Annotated in this window: 14 protein-coding genes and 1 rRNA gene; 2 read left to right on the forward strand and 13 right to left on the reverse strand. The window is 39.3% G+C overall.

Annotated features, from left to right (window positions below):
* Both E7274_RS14065 and E7274_RS14070 read right to left on the reverse strand, forming a co-directional pair.
* Positions 1-77, reverse strand: a 16S ribosomal RNA gene (locus E7274_RS14065); the annotation flags it as partial.
* Positions 78-535: 458 nt separating this feature from the next.
* Positions 536-1,375: a YitT family protein gene (locus E7274_RS14070; protein WP_304176800.1), complete on the reverse strand. Its 840-nt coding sequence runs from the start codon at positions 1,373-1,375 to the stop codon at positions 536-538.
* Between the two features lie 129 nt (positions 1,376-1,504).
* Here E7274_RS14070 and E7274_RS14075 point away from each other — a divergent pair, with 129 nt between their 5' ends.
* On the forward strand, positions 1,505-2,542 hold the full coding sequence (locus E7274_RS14075; protein ID WP_304176803.1) for an aldo/keto reductase: 1,038 nt from the start codon (positions 1,505-1,507) through the stop codon (positions 2,540-2,542).
* Positions 2,543-2,592: 50 nt separating this feature from the next.
* Here the strand turns inward: E7274_RS14075 and E7274_RS14080 are convergent, their stop codons facing one another.
* The 10 genes from E7274_RS14080 to pyrE all read right to left on the reverse strand — a co-directional run bounded on the left by E7274_RS14080 (position 2,593) and on the right by pyrE (position 13,890).
* Positions 2,593-4,029: a glycoside hydrolase family 1 protein gene (locus E7274_RS14080; protein WP_304176806.1), complete on the reverse strand. Its 1,437-nt coding sequence runs from the start codon at positions 4,027-4,029 to the stop codon at positions 2,593-2,595.
* 68 nt (positions 4,030-4,097) lie between these two features.
* On the reverse strand, positions 4,098-5,966 hold the full coding sequence (locus tag E7274_RS14085) for a beta-glucoside-specific PTS transporter subunit IIABC (RefSeq protein ID WP_304176808.1): 1,869 nt from the start codon (positions 5,964-5,966) through the stop codon (positions 4,098-4,100).
* A gap of 156 nt (positions 5,967-6,122) precedes the next feature.
* Complete coding sequence (gene licT, locus E7274_RS14090) at positions 6,123-6,950, reverse strand: BglG family transcription antiterminator LicT (RefSeq protein ID WP_090395354.1); 828 nt, start codon at positions 6,948-6,950, stop codon at positions 6,123-6,125.
* A 242-nt stretch (positions 6,951-7,192) separates the two neighbouring features.
* Positions 7,193-8,461 carry a phosphoribosylamine--glycine ligase gene (gene purD, locus E7274_RS14095; RefSeq protein ID WP_304176811.1) on the reverse strand — a complete coding sequence of 423 codons (1,269 nt, stop codon included), beginning with the start codon at positions 8,459-8,461 and terminating at the stop codon, positions 7,193-7,195.
* A gap of 2 nt (positions 8,462-8,463) precedes the next feature.
* On the reverse strand, positions 8,464-9,087 hold the full coding sequence (purN, locus tag E7274_RS14100; protein ID WP_044936086.1) for a phosphoribosylglycinamide formyltransferase: 624 nt from the start codon (positions 9,085-9,087) through the stop codon (positions 8,464-8,466).
* Entirely contained in the window at positions 9,087-10,112 is a 1,026-nt protein-coding gene (purM, locus tag E7274_RS14105) for a phosphoribosylformylglycinamidine cyclo-ligase (RefSeq protein ID WP_033151517.1), read from the reverse strand. Before purM ends, purN begins: the two co-directional genes overlap by 1 nt.
* Positions 10,113-10,190: 78 nt before the next feature.
* Positions 10,191-10,694 carry a 5-(carboxyamino)imidazole ribonucleotide mutase gene (gene purE, locus E7274_RS14110; RefSeq protein WP_074790266.1) on the reverse strand — a complete coding sequence of 168 codons (504 nt, stop codon included), beginning with the start codon at positions 10,692-10,694 and terminating at the stop codon, positions 10,191-10,193.
* A 115-nt stretch (positions 10,695-10,809) separates the two neighbouring features.
* A complete protein-coding gene (locus E7274_RS14115) occupies positions 10,810-12,861 on the reverse strand; it encodes an aminopeptidase (protein ID WP_304176814.1) in 2,052 nt (683 codons plus the stop codon).
* A gap of 3 nt (positions 12,862-12,864) precedes the next feature.
* Positions 12,865-13,203: a hypothetical protein gene (locus tag E7274_RS14120; protein ID WP_044936073.1), complete on the reverse strand. Its 339-nt coding sequence runs from the start codon at positions 13,201-13,203 to the stop codon at positions 12,865-12,867.
* Positions 13,204-13,890, reverse strand: a complete 687-nt coding sequence (gene pyrE / locus E7274_RS14125) for an orotate phosphoribosyltransferase (protein WP_044936070.1) — start codon at positions 13,888-13,890, stop codon at positions 13,204-13,206.
* A 97-nt stretch (positions 13,891-13,987) separates the two neighbouring features.
* Here pyrE and E7274_RS14130 point away from each other — a divergent pair, with 97 nt between their 5' ends.
* Complete coding sequence (locus E7274_RS14130; protein WP_304176817.1) at positions 13,988-14,620, forward strand: endonuclease III domain-containing protein; 633 nt, start codon at positions 13,988-13,990, stop codon at positions 14,618-14,620.
* A 42-nt stretch (positions 14,621-14,662) separates the two neighbouring features.
* On the opposite strand, the gene E7274_RS14135 is transcribed toward E7274_RS14130, so the two are convergent.
* The gene (locus tag E7274_RS14135; protein WP_304176820.1) at positions 14,663-15,523 is read right to left on the reverse strand and encodes a L,D-transpeptidase; all 861 of its coding nucleotides are present in this window, start codon (positions 15,521-15,523) and stop codon (positions 14,663-14,665) included.
* Positions 15,524-15,732: the final 209 nt, after the last annotated feature.

The raw sequence follows: 15,732 nt of genomic DNA on the forward strand, positions 1-15,732 counted from the left end.
AAGTTGCTTCGTTCGACTTGCATGTGTTAAGCACGCCGCCAGCGTTCATCCTGAGCCAGGATCAAACTCTCATGTTAAAAAGTTTAATTCCGAATCAGTATAAAACTGACTTGTTTACTATAAAGGTTTCGTTTCATTAAGAAACTAAATGAATTTCAAGGATACATGTCATTCACAATCTTTTCGAAGAAAAGTTTGTGTTAAGTAACAAGCTTGCTTGTTACCAAAAAACTTGTATTAATTCAAGGTTTGTTTCACTGTTCAGTTATCAATCTTCGTTTATTTGTTTTGCTCTGTGTGACTTGCTGTCCCTCAGTGCTCGATTATAATATCACCTGTATCATCAGTTGTAAAGCCTTTTTTGAGGATTTTATTAAAGTAAATCTATTCGCCAAAAATCACCTTTTTGTTTGAATTGTGTCAATTGTTCAAACATTTATCAAAACCCACTAAAAAAGCGGCTTTCACAAGCCGCACATCATTCCTTCAATCTTTAAAGTAACTTTTAACATTAATACTTCCTCCTATAATTAATCTATCTAAGAATTTCATCAATAGTCGATACTGTACTAAAGCTACCTGCATGTTCAGATATAATATCCTTCATAATAGGCAATTCAAAATAGCTTATATAACAAATCAAAGTGCTATTTTCTCCAGCAATAGCGCCTCTCGAATCCATAATAGTACAAGTCTTGTTAAGCTTATTCTTTATATCTTCAATTATATTGTCAGGTTCCTGTGTGATTATGGTAACCTGTTTTATCGCTTCAAAGTGATCAGTAAAATGGTCAATAACTGCCGTTGCTACTACATAAACAAGCAAGCTAAGTAATGCAGCTGTAGCATCGATTGTGATAAATACAGTTACATAAACCAAAGCATTAAATGCTAAAAGCACCGGAGTCATACTATAGTTTCTACCAGTTTTATCAGATAAGCGCTTGACCACAATATTTGCCAGTATTTCAGAACCATCTATACATCCTCCATAACGAAGTATCAATGATAGTCCTGCTCCTAGAATCGCTCCTCCAAATGCCACTGCCAAAAAATGCTCAGTGTTCAATTCAAAAGGTACACCTTCAAAAAATCGAATACCTAACGTATATGCGATAGAGCCCATTGTTGCTTTGATTGTAAAGCTTCTACCTAACACAATATAGCCCGCAATAATAAATGGTATAAAGACGCCAAATACACATGGCGCAAGAGGCAACCCTGTTTGCTTACTTATAATAATTGCCACGCCTGCCGTCCCATAATCTATAGCATCGTTTGGTAGCAGTATTAGTGCTACTGAAAAGCTAGCCATTATAGCTCCAATTACTATTAATATATAAGATAATATATCTGATTTTTTATGTTTATTCATGCATGCTCCCCTTATCCTTCTCCCATCTTTATTTAAGATATTACCACATATTTAAGAAAAATAGACTTTATTCTCTCCTACATGATAAAATATCAGCAACAATTAAATATGTAATAGGAGGATTTCTAAATGAAAGATATCGTTTTAGGAAAAACTGGCATAAAAGTTCCTCAAAATGGATTTGGTGCATTGCCTATTCAACGTGTCAGCATTGAAGAAGCAGTTAGAATTCTTAGAAAAGCTTACGACGGTGGTATGCGATTCTTTGATACTGCAAGAGCATACAGCGACAGCGAAATCAAATTAGGTGAAGCATTTGGAACAGGCTATGTTGAACGTGAAGATATTATTATTGCAACAAAAACTGCTGCAAAAACACCAGAAGAATTTTGGAAAGATTTAGATACTTCACTAACAAACCTAAAGACCGACTATATCGATATATATCAGTTACATATGATGCCACAGTGTTTTAAACCAGGAGATGGCACCGGGCTTTACGAATGCTTAGTAGAAGCTAAGCGTCAAGGTAAGATTAGACATATTGGCGGTACAGCTCACAAGCTTGGAGTAGCAAAAGAAATCATTGAATCTGGTTTATACGAGACATTACAGTATCCAATGAGCTATTTAGCAACAGACAAAGAAGTGGAGTTAATCCATTTATGCAACAGCCATGATATGGGATTTATATCAATGAAAGGTCTAGCTGGTGGATTAATTACCAACTCAAAAGCTGCTATGGCCTTCATATCTCAATTCGATGGTGCTGTTCCAATTTGGGGTATCCAACGCGAATCCGAATTAGATGAGTGGCTTGCCTTTATGGATAGCACTCCTACCATGGATGACAGTATCAAAGCTTTTATTGAAAAAGAAAGAAAAGAGCTAATGAGTGATTTCTGCAGAGGTTGTGGCTATTGTATGCCTTGTACTGTGGGAATTCAGATTAACCAGTGCAATCGCATGTCTCTTATGCTTAGACGTGCACCAAGTGCAAGTTGGTTAAATGAGTACTGGCAGGCAGAAATGGAAAAAATTAATGATTGCATCGAATGTGGCAAATGCATGACACATTGCCCATACGAATTACAGATTCCAACACTTTTAAGAAAGAACCTCGAAGATTATCATGAAGTTCTTGCAGGAAATAGAAAAGTTCAATAACACTAAAGGCAGCCTAGCATTGCTAGACTGCCTTTTATTAAACACATGTATTAAAGATTCTCACCATTTGATTCGATTACGTTCTTGTACCAATCAAAAGATTTCTTCTTTCTACGAGCAAGAGTGCCTGTTCCATCGTCGTATTTTTCTACATAAATGAAACCGTATCTCTTTGCCATTTCACCTGTTGATGCACTAACCAAATCAATACATCCCCATGGTGTGTAGCCCATCAAATCTACACCGTCCTCTACTGCCTTTTTCATTTCTGAAATATGCTTTCTGAGGTAATCAATTCTATAGTCGTCGTTTATTGAACCATCAGCCTCAATCTCGTCCTTTGCTCCAAGTCCATTTTCAACAACCATAAGAGGAATACGATATCTGTCATAGATTTCATTAAGAGAATATCTAAGTCCTTGTGGGTCAATCTGCCATCCCCAATCTGATGATTCAAGGTATGGGTTCTTTCCGCCTGCAATAAGGTTTCCTTCGCCCTTATTTGCCTCTGGATTACCACTGATTACATTTGACATGTAGTAGCTGAATGTATAGAAGTCAACAGTACCCTGCTTAAGAATTTCTGCATCTCCTGGCTCCATTTTGATTGTGATGCCATGCTTGTCCCAAATGCTCTGAGCATATGCTGGATATTCACCACGAACCTGAACATCTGAACAATACCAGTTTACTTCTCTCATATGCTCCTGATTTGCAATAATATCAGCAGGATTGCATGTTGCTGGGTATGATGTTACGAAGCAAATCATGTTACCTAACTTGTACTCAGGATAATTGTCATGGGCATACTTAACTGCAAGTGCTGATGCAACGAACTGATGATGAAGTGCCTGGAATCTCTCCTGTGGCTTATTTGGAACTTCTGTAACAGGACCTGAATATCCCTTGATAGTACCTGTAGATAAAACTGCTCCAAGTGGCATTGTACCTGCATTGATTTCGTTGAAAGTTAGCCAATACTTTACCTTTCCTTTATATCTTGCAAAGATAGCCTTGCAATAATTCATAAAGTACTCGATAAGCTCTCTGCCCTCCCATCCGTTGTATTTCTCAACAAGAGCATATGGCAACTCATAATGAGAAATAGTTACAAGTGGCTCAATACCATGCTTTTTGCAGCAATCAAAAACCTTGTCATAGAAAGCAAGACCTACTTCATTTGGCTCTGACTCCATTCCTGTAGGGAAAATTCTTGTCCAGTTAATTGATGTACGGAACACCTTGAATCCCATTTCAGCAAAGAGTGCAATATCTTCTTCATAGTGATGATAAAAGTCTATTGCCTCATGTGAAGGATAGAGAGTACCCTCTTCAATTTTAGTAGTTACACGCTTTGGAGTTGTGTGGCTTCCATTTGTGCACATATCTGACACGGATGCTCCTTTACCATCTACGTCCCATGCCCCCTCAAACTGGTTTGCGGCTACTGCGCCTCCCCATAAGAAATCTTCTCTAAATGTACTCATTTTTAAGCCTCGCTTTCTAAATATTTCATAAGCTGGGTTGAAGCTAATCCTTCAACCCATTTTTATAACTATAGTAATGTAATAAGTGTATCACCTACTGCAGCTGAAGCAGCATCTGTAGGAATAACGTCATCATACTTTGGTGTATTTGTAATGATAACTGGTGTATCAACAGAGTATCCTTCTGAAGTAATATAATCAATATCAAATTCTAATAAAAGGTCACCCTTCTTTACCTTATCTCCCTGCTTAACCTTTGGTTCAAAGCCTTTACCCTCAAGCTTAACAGTGTCCATACCTACATGGATAATAATTTCTGCACCCTTGTCAGTTGTAATACCGATTGCATGACCTGTTGCAAAGAATGCTGTAATTGTACCATCTGCTGGAGCGTAAACCTTTCCTTCTGATGGAGCAATTGCAATACCCTTGCCCATTGCACCTGAAGAGAATGCTGCATCAGCAATATCTGATAACTGCTTTAATTCACCTTTGATTGGAGCTGCAAGTGTCTCAGCCTGTGCTGAACCTTCAACCTTTACTTCCTTCTTTACTGGAGCGTCATCCTTGTAGAAAATAAGCTCTGAAAGGAATCCAGCAACTACACATGCTAAAGTAACAACGATTGAGATAATCATGCCTCTTGTATCATTTGTAGAAGTATTTACATATGCTGGGTATGCGAATACACCCATACCTGCCATCTGGTATGCCTTTACACCCATTGTACAAAGAACTGCACCTGCAACGCCTGCGATAACGCATGTACGGAAGAATGGAGCCTTCTTTGGAAGTGTAAGACCATAAATAGCTGGCTCAGTAACACCTGCAAGACCAGAAACGAATGCAGCTGGTGCAAGTGACTTAATCTTTTTATCCTTTGTCTTGAGCCAGATACCAAGAACAGCACCTGTCTGAGCAAATGTTGTACCAAGCATAGCTACAAGAATGATATCCTCACCTGATGTTGAAAGGTTTGATAATGCGATTGGTACAAGTGACCAATGAAGACCAAACATAACAAGTATCTGCCAGAAGAAACCAACAACTGCACCCATAAGGATTGGGCTTAATGCATTTAATGTATTGAAGAACAATGCAAGTACGTTAGCAATTGCAGAAGCAACTGGTCCGATGATAAAGATTGTTAATACGAATGTTACAAACAATGTGATAAGTGGAACACCGAATAACTTGATTGTATCTGGAACAATTTTCTTAACACATTTGTTTTCAAACCATGCAGCAAAAGCTACTGCAAGGATAACAGGAATAACTGATGATGTATAGTTTCCTGAAGGTGGCATTGAAACTGGAATTCCAAATAAGTTTGAAATATCATAATCTCCGCCTGTCAAGTATGGGTAAACCATAGCAAGACCAATGAGTAAGCCTTCCATCTCTGGAAGCTTGAACTTCTTTGCTGCTGTCATACCAAGAATTGGTGGTAAGAAGTAGAATGCTGCGTCGCCAAGTGAGTAAAGGAAGTTGTATGTTCCGCCTGCTGCAGACATAACCCCAATTGCTGTAAGAAGAGCAAGTACACCCTTTAAAATACCGCATGCACAGAGCACTCCAAGGAATGGTGTGAACACGCTAGTAATGATGCTAATGAAAGCATTAAATGGATTTTGCTTTCCTGTTGATTCGATTTCATTTCCACCTGCTAATGCAGATTTGCTTTCAAGATGTCCTACGCTGATAACTGCATCGAATACCTGTGGTACATGATTTCCAATAACTACCATGTACTGACCGCCAGACTGAATTACTGTAACGATTCCGTCTGTCTCTTTTAAAATGTCTGTGTTTGCTTTGCTTTCGTCTTTAAGTGAAAATCTGAGTCTTGTTACACAATGTGTAATACTTTGAATGTTGTCTTTTCCGCCCACATTCTGGATAATGATGCGAGCCAAGCCATCATATTTGCTTGCCATAATTTGTTTCTCCTTTTTCTCTTATATACTATACAGCCCCTGCGCACTGGACTGAATGTTACCTAATAAAAAAACCCGCACGACAAAGCTATAGCCTGATTGACTATATGATTATCGTACGGGTCTAGCCGACTCTAACGCCGTAACCATCCCTGGTTAATCTCTATCTGTTATTCGAGCAATGTGTACTGTAAGGTACAACATTTCTTCGTCTGTAAGCTTTTCTGGATATTTTGATTCCATATAGCTTTTAATACGTGTGGCACAATTGTATGCCTCTGGGAATCTCTCCATAATTATTTCGAAGATTCCTGGATCCTGAGGTTCGTAATAAGCATTACGCTCAGCTCTCTGTAAGAAATATTTCAGATGAGTGATGAATCTTTCATAAGAGAAAGAATCTTCATCCAAATCTTTCTTGTATGTATATTTAACTATGCTGATGATGTCATCGATGATTTCTGGTGCTTCCATAGTGTGATGGATGTTTCCATCTAATTCCGCATTTACGATATGAAGTGCAAAGAAGCCAGCCTCATCTTCTGGAAGTTCAACTCCAAGCTTGTCCTTTATAATTTCAAGGGCATGACATCCTAGGTTGTATTCAACTTTATAATAGTTTTTGATTTCCCACAAAAGCTTGTTTTTTAAAAATGTACCGCTTTTGCTTCGTTCTATAGCAAATCCCAAATGGTCTGTGAGAGTGATGTAAATATTGTTGCAAAGTCTTTTGCCAAGATTATCTGATGCGTATCTAATGATTTCATCAGCAACCTGAATCTGTTCATATGGCAACTCAGAAACCAGCTTTAAGAACTGTTCATTTGCTTTTTCCATTACAAAGGTCTTTTCGATTTTGCTTTCATCAAGCTCATCTCCTGGACGCTTCTGAAAACAAATTCCACAGCCTGTATATATTATTTCATTTCCGTTTTCATCTGATGCCAATGCAGCATTGTTGTTAAGAACTTTTTTAATTTTCATAAATACTCTCTTATAAACAAAAAATGACCGAACCTACCCCTCCAAAAATAAAAGTCATACACACGACTCTGGGATATGATTCAGTCTTGCCTGTACGAACATCGAACAGTAACAATCCGAAATTTGTTATGCAACTACTTTACATGGAAATCCCTCTCCTGTAAAGAGCTGCAAACAAATTTTGGAGTTTTGCAAAAAAGTGCTTTTGCCTTTTTGTACAAATTCACAATTAAAACACAATTTTATTTAAGGATGGCATTAGCAATGTCGTGTCTCATATATTTATTTTCAAAATCAATCCACTCTGTTGCTTCGTATGCTTTTGCTCTAGCTTCTACTAAATCTTTGCCGAGAGCTGTGATACCAAGCACACGACCACCATTTGTAACGATTTCGCCTTTGTCATTTTTAGCTGTTCCAGCATGGAAACAATAGTAATCCTTGTTATTGAACTTATCAAAGCCCGTAATAGGGAATCCCTTTTCATACTTTACAGGATAACCATCTGATGCAAGAACTACACATACAGCTGCCTCATCTGAAAACTTAAGATCAATCTGATCAAGCTTTCCATCAATACAAGCTTCCATAACATCGATAATATCATTCTGAAGACGTGGAAGGACAACCTGAGCTTCTGGGTCGCCAAATCTAGCATTATACTCAAGAACCTTTGGTCCCTCTTCTGTGAGCATAAGACCAAAGAAAATTACGCCCTTAAACTCTCTTCCCTCAGCCTTCATAGCGTCGACTGTAGGCTGGAAAATATTCTTCTGGCAGAAATCCTCAATTTCCTTTGTGAAGAATGGGGATGGAGAGAAATTACCCATTCCACCAGTGTTAAGCCCTGTATCACCATCGCCTGCACGCTTGTGGTCCTGGGCTGAAGACATGATTTTTACTGTATTACCATCAACAAATGAAAGCACAGAAACCTCACGACCTGTCATGAATTCCTCTACTACCATTGTATTGCCGGCATCACCGAATTTCTTGTCCTGCATGATTTCTGCTACGCCTGCAACTGCATCCTCATGTGTTTCGCAAATAAGAACACCTTTACCAAGGGCAAGTCCATCCGCCTTAAGAACGATTGGATATTTGCAAGTTTCAAGGTACTTTAAAGCCGCCTCAGGATCTGTGAAGTTCTCATAACCCGCTGTTGGGATATTATATTTTTTCATTAAATCCTTTGAGAAAGCCTTTGAGCCTTCAAGGATAGCAGCATTCTTTCTAGGACCAAAGCAACGAAGGCCAGCTTCCTCAAACTTATCTACGACACCACCTACAAGTGGGTCATCCATGCCAATTATTGTCAAATCAATAGCATTTTCTTTTGCGAAAGCTACAAGCTTATCAAACTCCATCGCTTTAATATCTACGCACTCTGCAAGCTCCGCAATACCAGCATTACCTGGCGCACAGTAAATCTTCTCAACCTTAGAGCTTTTAGAAACAGCAAGCGCAATTGCATGCTCTCTTCCACCGCTACCTACAATTAATACTTTCATTCTTATTCTCCTATTTTTACCTTTCCATCTACCACAGATACACATCCGCGAGCAATTAAATCGATTGCGCGTGGCATAATTATCCACTCAGCCTGCTCCATTACTCGGCGCTGAAGTGTTTCTGGAGTATCATCCTCCATTACCTCTACAGCCTTCTGGAGAATGATTGGGCCGGTATCTGTACCTTCATCCACAAAGTGGCATGTTGCTCCAGTGACTTTTACACCACGTTCAAGAACCCCTTCATGAACCTTCAATCCATAAAAGCCTGTACCGCAAAAACTTGGAATCAAAGATGGATGAATATTAATGATTCTATTTCTGTACTGACGAATCATTTCCTCCGGTATTACTACTAAAAATCCTGCCAATACAACTAGATCTACATTATATGAATTCAATTTCTCCAAAAAAGACTTATTAAATGCTTCTCGATTCTCATAATCCTTAGGCGAAATACAAACCCCTTCGATTCCCGCCTTTGCAGCACGCTCTAAAGCATATGCATTTTTATTGTTAGATATAACAACAGCTATTTCAGTATTATGAATCTCGCCTGAGTTAATCTTATCAATGATTGCCTGGAGGTTTGTGCCACCTCCAGATACGCAAACTGCTATTCTCATTAAACTAAATCTACTCCCTTTTCTCCGTCTACAATCTTACCAACAACATATGGTGTGTCCCCAGCAGAGCGCATAGCTTCCATTGTCTTATCAACGTCAGCTGGATCAACTGCTACAATCATTCCAAGTCCCATATTGTATGTGTTGTACATCATCTGCTCAGAAACATTGCCCTTCTTAGCCATAAGCTTGAAGATTGCAGGAACTTCATAAGAATCCTTCTCTACTACAGCACGCTTCCCTTCTGGAAGCATACGTGGAATATTCTCATAGAAACCACCGCCTGTAATATGTGAGCAAGCCTTTACTCTAACACCTGCATCCTTTACAGCCTTAAGTGCCTTAACGTAAATACGTGTTGGAGCAATTAAAGCCTCGCCAAGAGTTGTTCCAAGCTCATCATAATATGTATCAAGACTTTCCTTTGTCATATCGAAAATCTTACGAACAAGAGAGAAACCATTTGAATGAACACCTGTAGAAGCCATACCAATAAGTACATCTCCATCCTTAAGTGTTTCACCTGTAATAATATCCTTTTTATCAACAATACCTACTGCAAAACCAGCAAGATCATACTCTTCCTCGGGCATAAGACCTGGGTGCTCTGCTGTTTCACCACCTACAAGGGCGCAGCCAGACTGCTTGCATCCTTCTGCTACACCGCTAACGATTGTAGCAATCTTTTCAGGGATGTTCTTTCCGCATGCAATATAATCAAGGAAGAAAAGTGGCTCTCCACCTGCACATGCAACGTCGTTAACACACATTGCAACAGCATCAATTCCGATTGTGTCATGCTTATCCATAAGGAATGCAAGCTTTACCTTTGTTCCACAACCGTCTGTGCCAGATAAAAGAACTGGCTCATCCATGTTCTTGATGGCACTTAAATCAAATGCTCCAGAAAAACCGCCAAGTCCGCCAAGTACTTCTGGTCTCATAGTGCCCTTTACAAACTTCTTCATGAGCTCCACTGACTCATATCCTGCCTCGATATCTACTCCTGAACTCTTGTAATCCATGTTTCTCTCCTTTGTTTCTTGTTCAAAATTTTATAAATAAAAGGAAACCCTTAATTAAAAGAGTTTCCTTCTACATATCTACAAAAATGATTTATATCCGTCAGCTTGAAGCTGGCCGTCTTTTTTCTCAACTGATTCTTTCTGCTCTACGATGAAATCGTGGAGTTTGCTTGCAAGGGCAGAGTCCGCCATAGCAAGCATTTTAACTGCAAGGATACCTGCATTTGCACCACCGTTGATTGCAACTGTAGCTACAGGTACACCTGTAGGCATCTGAACAATGGAATATAGTGAATCTACACCGCCAAGGTCGCTAGTCTTCATTGGGATACCAACAACAGGCCCTTCGAATAATGCTGCACACATACCAGGCAAATGTGCTGCCTTGCCTGCTCCAGCGATAATAACCTGAACGCCTCTATCTTTTGCGCCCTTTGCATACTCAAAGAAAACATCTGGCTCACGATGAGCTGAGATAATTCTCATCTCGTAATCTACGCCAAATCTTTCAAGTACCTCTACAGCCTTTGCCATTACCGGCATATCGCTGTCGCTACCCATAACTATACTTACCTTTGCCATTCCATTATCCTCCTAGTTTATATCTCGCCAGTTACATCAACAAGCCTTAGTATCTCTCCACTCGACTAGAATGTCTCGCTTGAGAGATCTAAGAGCTTGTTGACTACTGGCTACTTTACATATCTAATGCCTTGTTGAGCTCTTCGGTTCCTTCTACGACGAAGCGACCTTCGCGTATGATTGGAAGCTCACGGCCATCCGCTGTAATAACTGTGATATCCCCTAACTCATAGTAAGGAATTGTAATATCTGTGTGGCAATTAAAATATGCCTTTGAAAAGTCCGTCTTACGAAGTAGTGAGCAAGAATTGTCTCTTGCGATACATTCCTTGCCATCTGGATTGTACATAGGCACATCCTCGGCGTGAGAATAGCATGTATCACCTACTGCAAAGTGTGGACCTGTTTTTTCTGCTATAAGGATTGGAAGCTTATCTGCAATGGAGTATTTCTGTCCCATTACAAAAGCTCTGGTATTTGTTCCGATAGCAAACTCTCCCATCGGAAGAGTGTCATGCTTATGCAGAACATTGTCATAAATATATTTTTTATTTTCTTCTTCATTGTCAAAATTGCTACATGTGTATGAAACAATCTTGCCATCTTCAAACTTCATTTCAAGATTGCGGTATCCAAGCTCATTAAGATATACCTGAGTTACATGAAGAACACCATTTGTTCCCTCAAGCTCTGGGCTTGTAAATACCTCACCAACTGGGATATTAACATCTGCAACACAGTTCTCGAAATTAGTCTGGTGCGCAGGGTCATCCAAGTGATGAAGCTTAACTGTAATATCAGTGTGATTGTCTCCACGACCTGTAATGTGAACCTTTTCACCTTGGTCTAATACGTCGATGATATGCTGCTGAATATTCTTGTATAACTCATAATCCATTGTGTTAACAGCAACTGTCTCGTTAAAGATTTCATTGAAATCCTTACCAATCTCAGGGATAGGATAAGCAATAATTGTAAAGCTACGCTCTTCTCCCTTGATGTATTGATTGTTTATCTGACCATTCTGGCTTGCATAGTAAACATTAAGCTCATTTTGCTTGTCAGAGTATACTGCATTTGCATCTCTATTAGCTGGTTCAAATGGAACCTCTCCAAATGTCTCGATGACAGCTGGGCCACCATATACTGCAGCAAGCTCCTTGTGCTTTTCAAGAGTGTTCTTTTGAACCTCAAGGAATCTGTCTGCCATGCCCTTATCCCAGTAGTATGCTCTGTCATCCTTGTGATCATACTCGCACTGCTTGTTAGGTACACTTGAGAAAAGGTTGCGAGATGATGTGCCACCAAATCTAACAGTAGCTGCAAGGCCTGCTTCGTCGAAAAGGCGAATTGCTTCACGAGTCATAAGCTCAAATCCAACCGGAGCATTGACACCAACTGTATCTTTGATAGAAATATCCTTGCCAGTTACCTCAAAGCCTTTGATGTAGCCCTGAACGTAAGTCTGTGCCATAGCCACAACATCTTCGTGTGGAAGGCTACGCAAGTGGGCTGCAATTCCAAGCTCATTTGGTCCGATATACATACCATATTTGTACATATATCTATCATCTGAAAGATCGTCCTCCATGATGATTCTTGTGTAGAAATCATACTCAGGATCAACCATTGAAATAATCTGCTCTGATAAGAACATCTGGCAATAATCATGCTTAAATGAGTAAAGAGCATTTAAAATGCTTTCGCGACGATATTTATCTTCGTCCTCAATCTGGCATTCTCCATAAAGCTGAAGAAGAAGCTCACAATAGATTGTAAACTTATCTACTCTTCCAGCAAATGCTGCCTCGATAATACTTGTAATAGAATAGAATGCTGCCGAAAGAGGCCCACCTACTTCTTCACCAAGCTTTTCTACTGCATATGTAGGGCAAAGAAAGCTATTCTCATAATTATCTTTTTCGTAAATAGAAAAAATAGTTTTATTGTCTGCCTGACACTGCTCGAGACTGCGCTCAGCAAGTGTCCCATCGATAGCTTTATTCATGATTGGGAGAACCGTCATCACGAAATCTGCCACCTGATTAAAATACGCCTGAAGATTCTCAGGTAATTCTTTATCTTCTTTTATCTGAGATATGCGCTCTGTAGCAAGCTCAAAGCGTTCCATTATATCGTCAGACTCTTTGTAAAAAGTACTGCTCATATGCTAACCTCTAATCAATCCAATAATAAGTGTTGCTATCCAAACTATCATAATAACTGAGCTGATAGCAAGGCATACAATTCTGTATTTAAGCTCCGTCTTAGTCTTCATTTGGCCCACATTGTAAACAAATGCTCCAAAAGCTACGAGAAAGCCTAAAGTTCCAAGGCCGCCGCCAAGCCAGCGAGGTGTCTCGCCTGACATATAAACTGAGGCGGTAATAATGCCACCATATATAATTAGTGAAATCAACGAAACTCCTGCTGAATACATAGCTTCCATTGGCAATGCTTTTAATTGATTGCCATAGGAGCTTCGTCTGTGAAAACGACTACGTGCCATTTACTGAACTCCATATTCCTTATAATATGCATCAATACGTGCCTTCATATCGTCGTCGATAACGACCTTGCCCTGGCACTCTCTGTTGTAAAGATGCTCAACAACTTCATCCATTGAAACAATTGCGCCTGTCTTGAAACCGTATGTTTCTGCAACTTCATCAAGTGCTGTCTTTGATTTGTCTCCTGAAAGGCCAACCTCCTGGCGGTTTAAAGAAACCATAAGGCCAACAATTGTAACATCACCCTGAGCTCTAACGATTGGAACTGTTTCTTCCATGCTCTTGCCAGAAGTAGTAACATCCTCAATCATAACAACTCTGTCGCCGTCAGAAATCTTGTAACCAAGAAGTGAGCCCATGTCTGCTCCATGGTCCTTTTCTTCCTTTCGATTGCTGCAATATTTGATTTCCTTGCCATAAAGCTTGTAAAAAGCCTCGGCTGTGATAACTGCAAGAGGAATACCCTTGTATGCTGGTCCAAATAGGACATCAAAATCCTCTCCGTAAGCATCGTGAATTGCCTTTGCATAATACTCGCCAAGGCGCATAAGCTGGCTACCTGTAACGTAGGCACCTGCATTCATAAAAAAAGGAGACTTACGCCCGCTCTTCAATGTAAAATCACCGAATTTGAGGACGTCAGACTCCACCATAAACTCTATAAATTGTGACTTGTAGCTTTCCATACATTAATCTCCTATCGAAAACCCAAATATTTTTCAAAAACCTCTCAGATTGTAACATACACAGCCATTCATTTCAATTATATGTTAGAATATGACCATGAGAAAAAAAGAACTTGCTTTATTAGTAATTGAACGATTAGAAAAGGAATATCCATATAGCGATTGCACACTGGATTACGATGATGCATGGAAGCTTCTGGTGTCGGTACGTCTTGCAGCCCAGTGCACAGATGCAAGAGTCAATGAAATAGTCCCTCATCTATATGAAAAATTTCCAACTATCGATTCTTTAGCAAATGCTGATGTAAAAGATGTGGAAGAAATTGTTCGTCCATGTGGCCTAGGCAAATCAAAAGCCAAGGATATCGTTGCTTGCATGAAAATGCTTCGAGACGTGTATAATTCAAAGGTTCCTGACACTATGGAAGAACTTTTAGCACTACCTGGAGTTGGTAGAAAATCTGCAAATCTTATTTTGGGTGATGTATTTGGCAAACCAGCAATAGTTACTGACACCCATGCGATTAGATTATCTAACAGAATTGGCCTTGTTGATAATGAAAAAGATCCTACTAAGGTTGAGATGGCTCTCAGAAAGATAGTTCCACCAGAATCAGGCAATGATTTATGTCATAGGCTTGTTGATCACGGCCGTGCTGTTTGTACAGCCAGAACAGCTCCCTACTGCGACAGATGTTGCTTGGAAGATATTTGCAAAAAACGTATATAATAAAAGAAGCTTTGCTACAAAACTGTAACAAAGCTTCTTTTTTTATAATTGAATAGTATATTGTTTTTCAACCGATGTATATCCTTTGTTATCAGCAACCTTAATCCAAACAACATAAGTTCCTGAAACATTAGGATTATAATTTCCATTTATCTGAATTGAATAATTCCAATTATCAACTTCTGTACCATCGCTGTATCTCGCACCGATAAACTGCTTAAGAGCCTCAGCATCCATTCCAACATATCCGTGAATGATTCCATCACCTGAATCCTGCTTCAAGTACTGTGTAGGAACAAGATTCATCCATGGATTATATGCTGCCTCTTCTGTTGGATCATAGCCAATGAGGCCTGCATTTACATCAAGCTTAACAGCTGCTGGTCTTCCAAGTGGCCCTGGATTTGTAGCATCATCGTAAACAATTACAGGTGTACCAGCCTTACAGTTGTCATAAATCCACTTTAAATCACCAACTGCCATACGAACACAGCCCTGAGATGCACCCTGGCCTAACATATTAAACTGAGTACCTCTAAGTGAGTTAACTGTAGGTGCAGCGTATGGAACCGAATGGAAAAGGATATGTCCGTTAAATCTGATAGCATAACGACCATAACTATTTCCAAAAAGCTCTCTCCACTCGTAGTAATTTGATGTAGTAAAAGAACCTGTTGGTGTATCTTCAATATTTGCTCCAACTGAGCATAAATAAGCCTTTACTGGTATTGTGTACTGTCCCTGTGCGTCAAGAGACATTACAGTAACAACATTGGCTACACGATTAACATATAATGCATATGGGGTAGCAGCTTTTGCTTCAATAGAAGTGCTTCTGATACTAAAGAATAAAGATAAAACTAGTGTGATTGCGATAAAACTTTTTTTGTGTCTGAAAAACATATATAACCTCTCTAAAAAAACATACTTGAGGATTATATGAAGTTTTCAAAAACAAATCAAGCATAAATATTATTTTTTATGAAATTTTTGAATATTGGAAAATTTTATAACAAAAAGATGCCTATAAAATGTGAAAGAGACGCCAGCGGAGCGTCTCTTTCAAAAGGGAGAATAATGTTATGAAAAAATTGTATCTCTCTCGAGATGAG

This window comes from Pseudobutyrivibrio ruminis, assembly GCF_015057245.1.
In the GTDB taxonomy this organism is placed as follows: Bacteria; Bacillota; Clostridia; order Lachnospirales; family Lachnospiraceae; genus Pseudobutyrivibrio; species Pseudobutyrivibrio ruminis_E.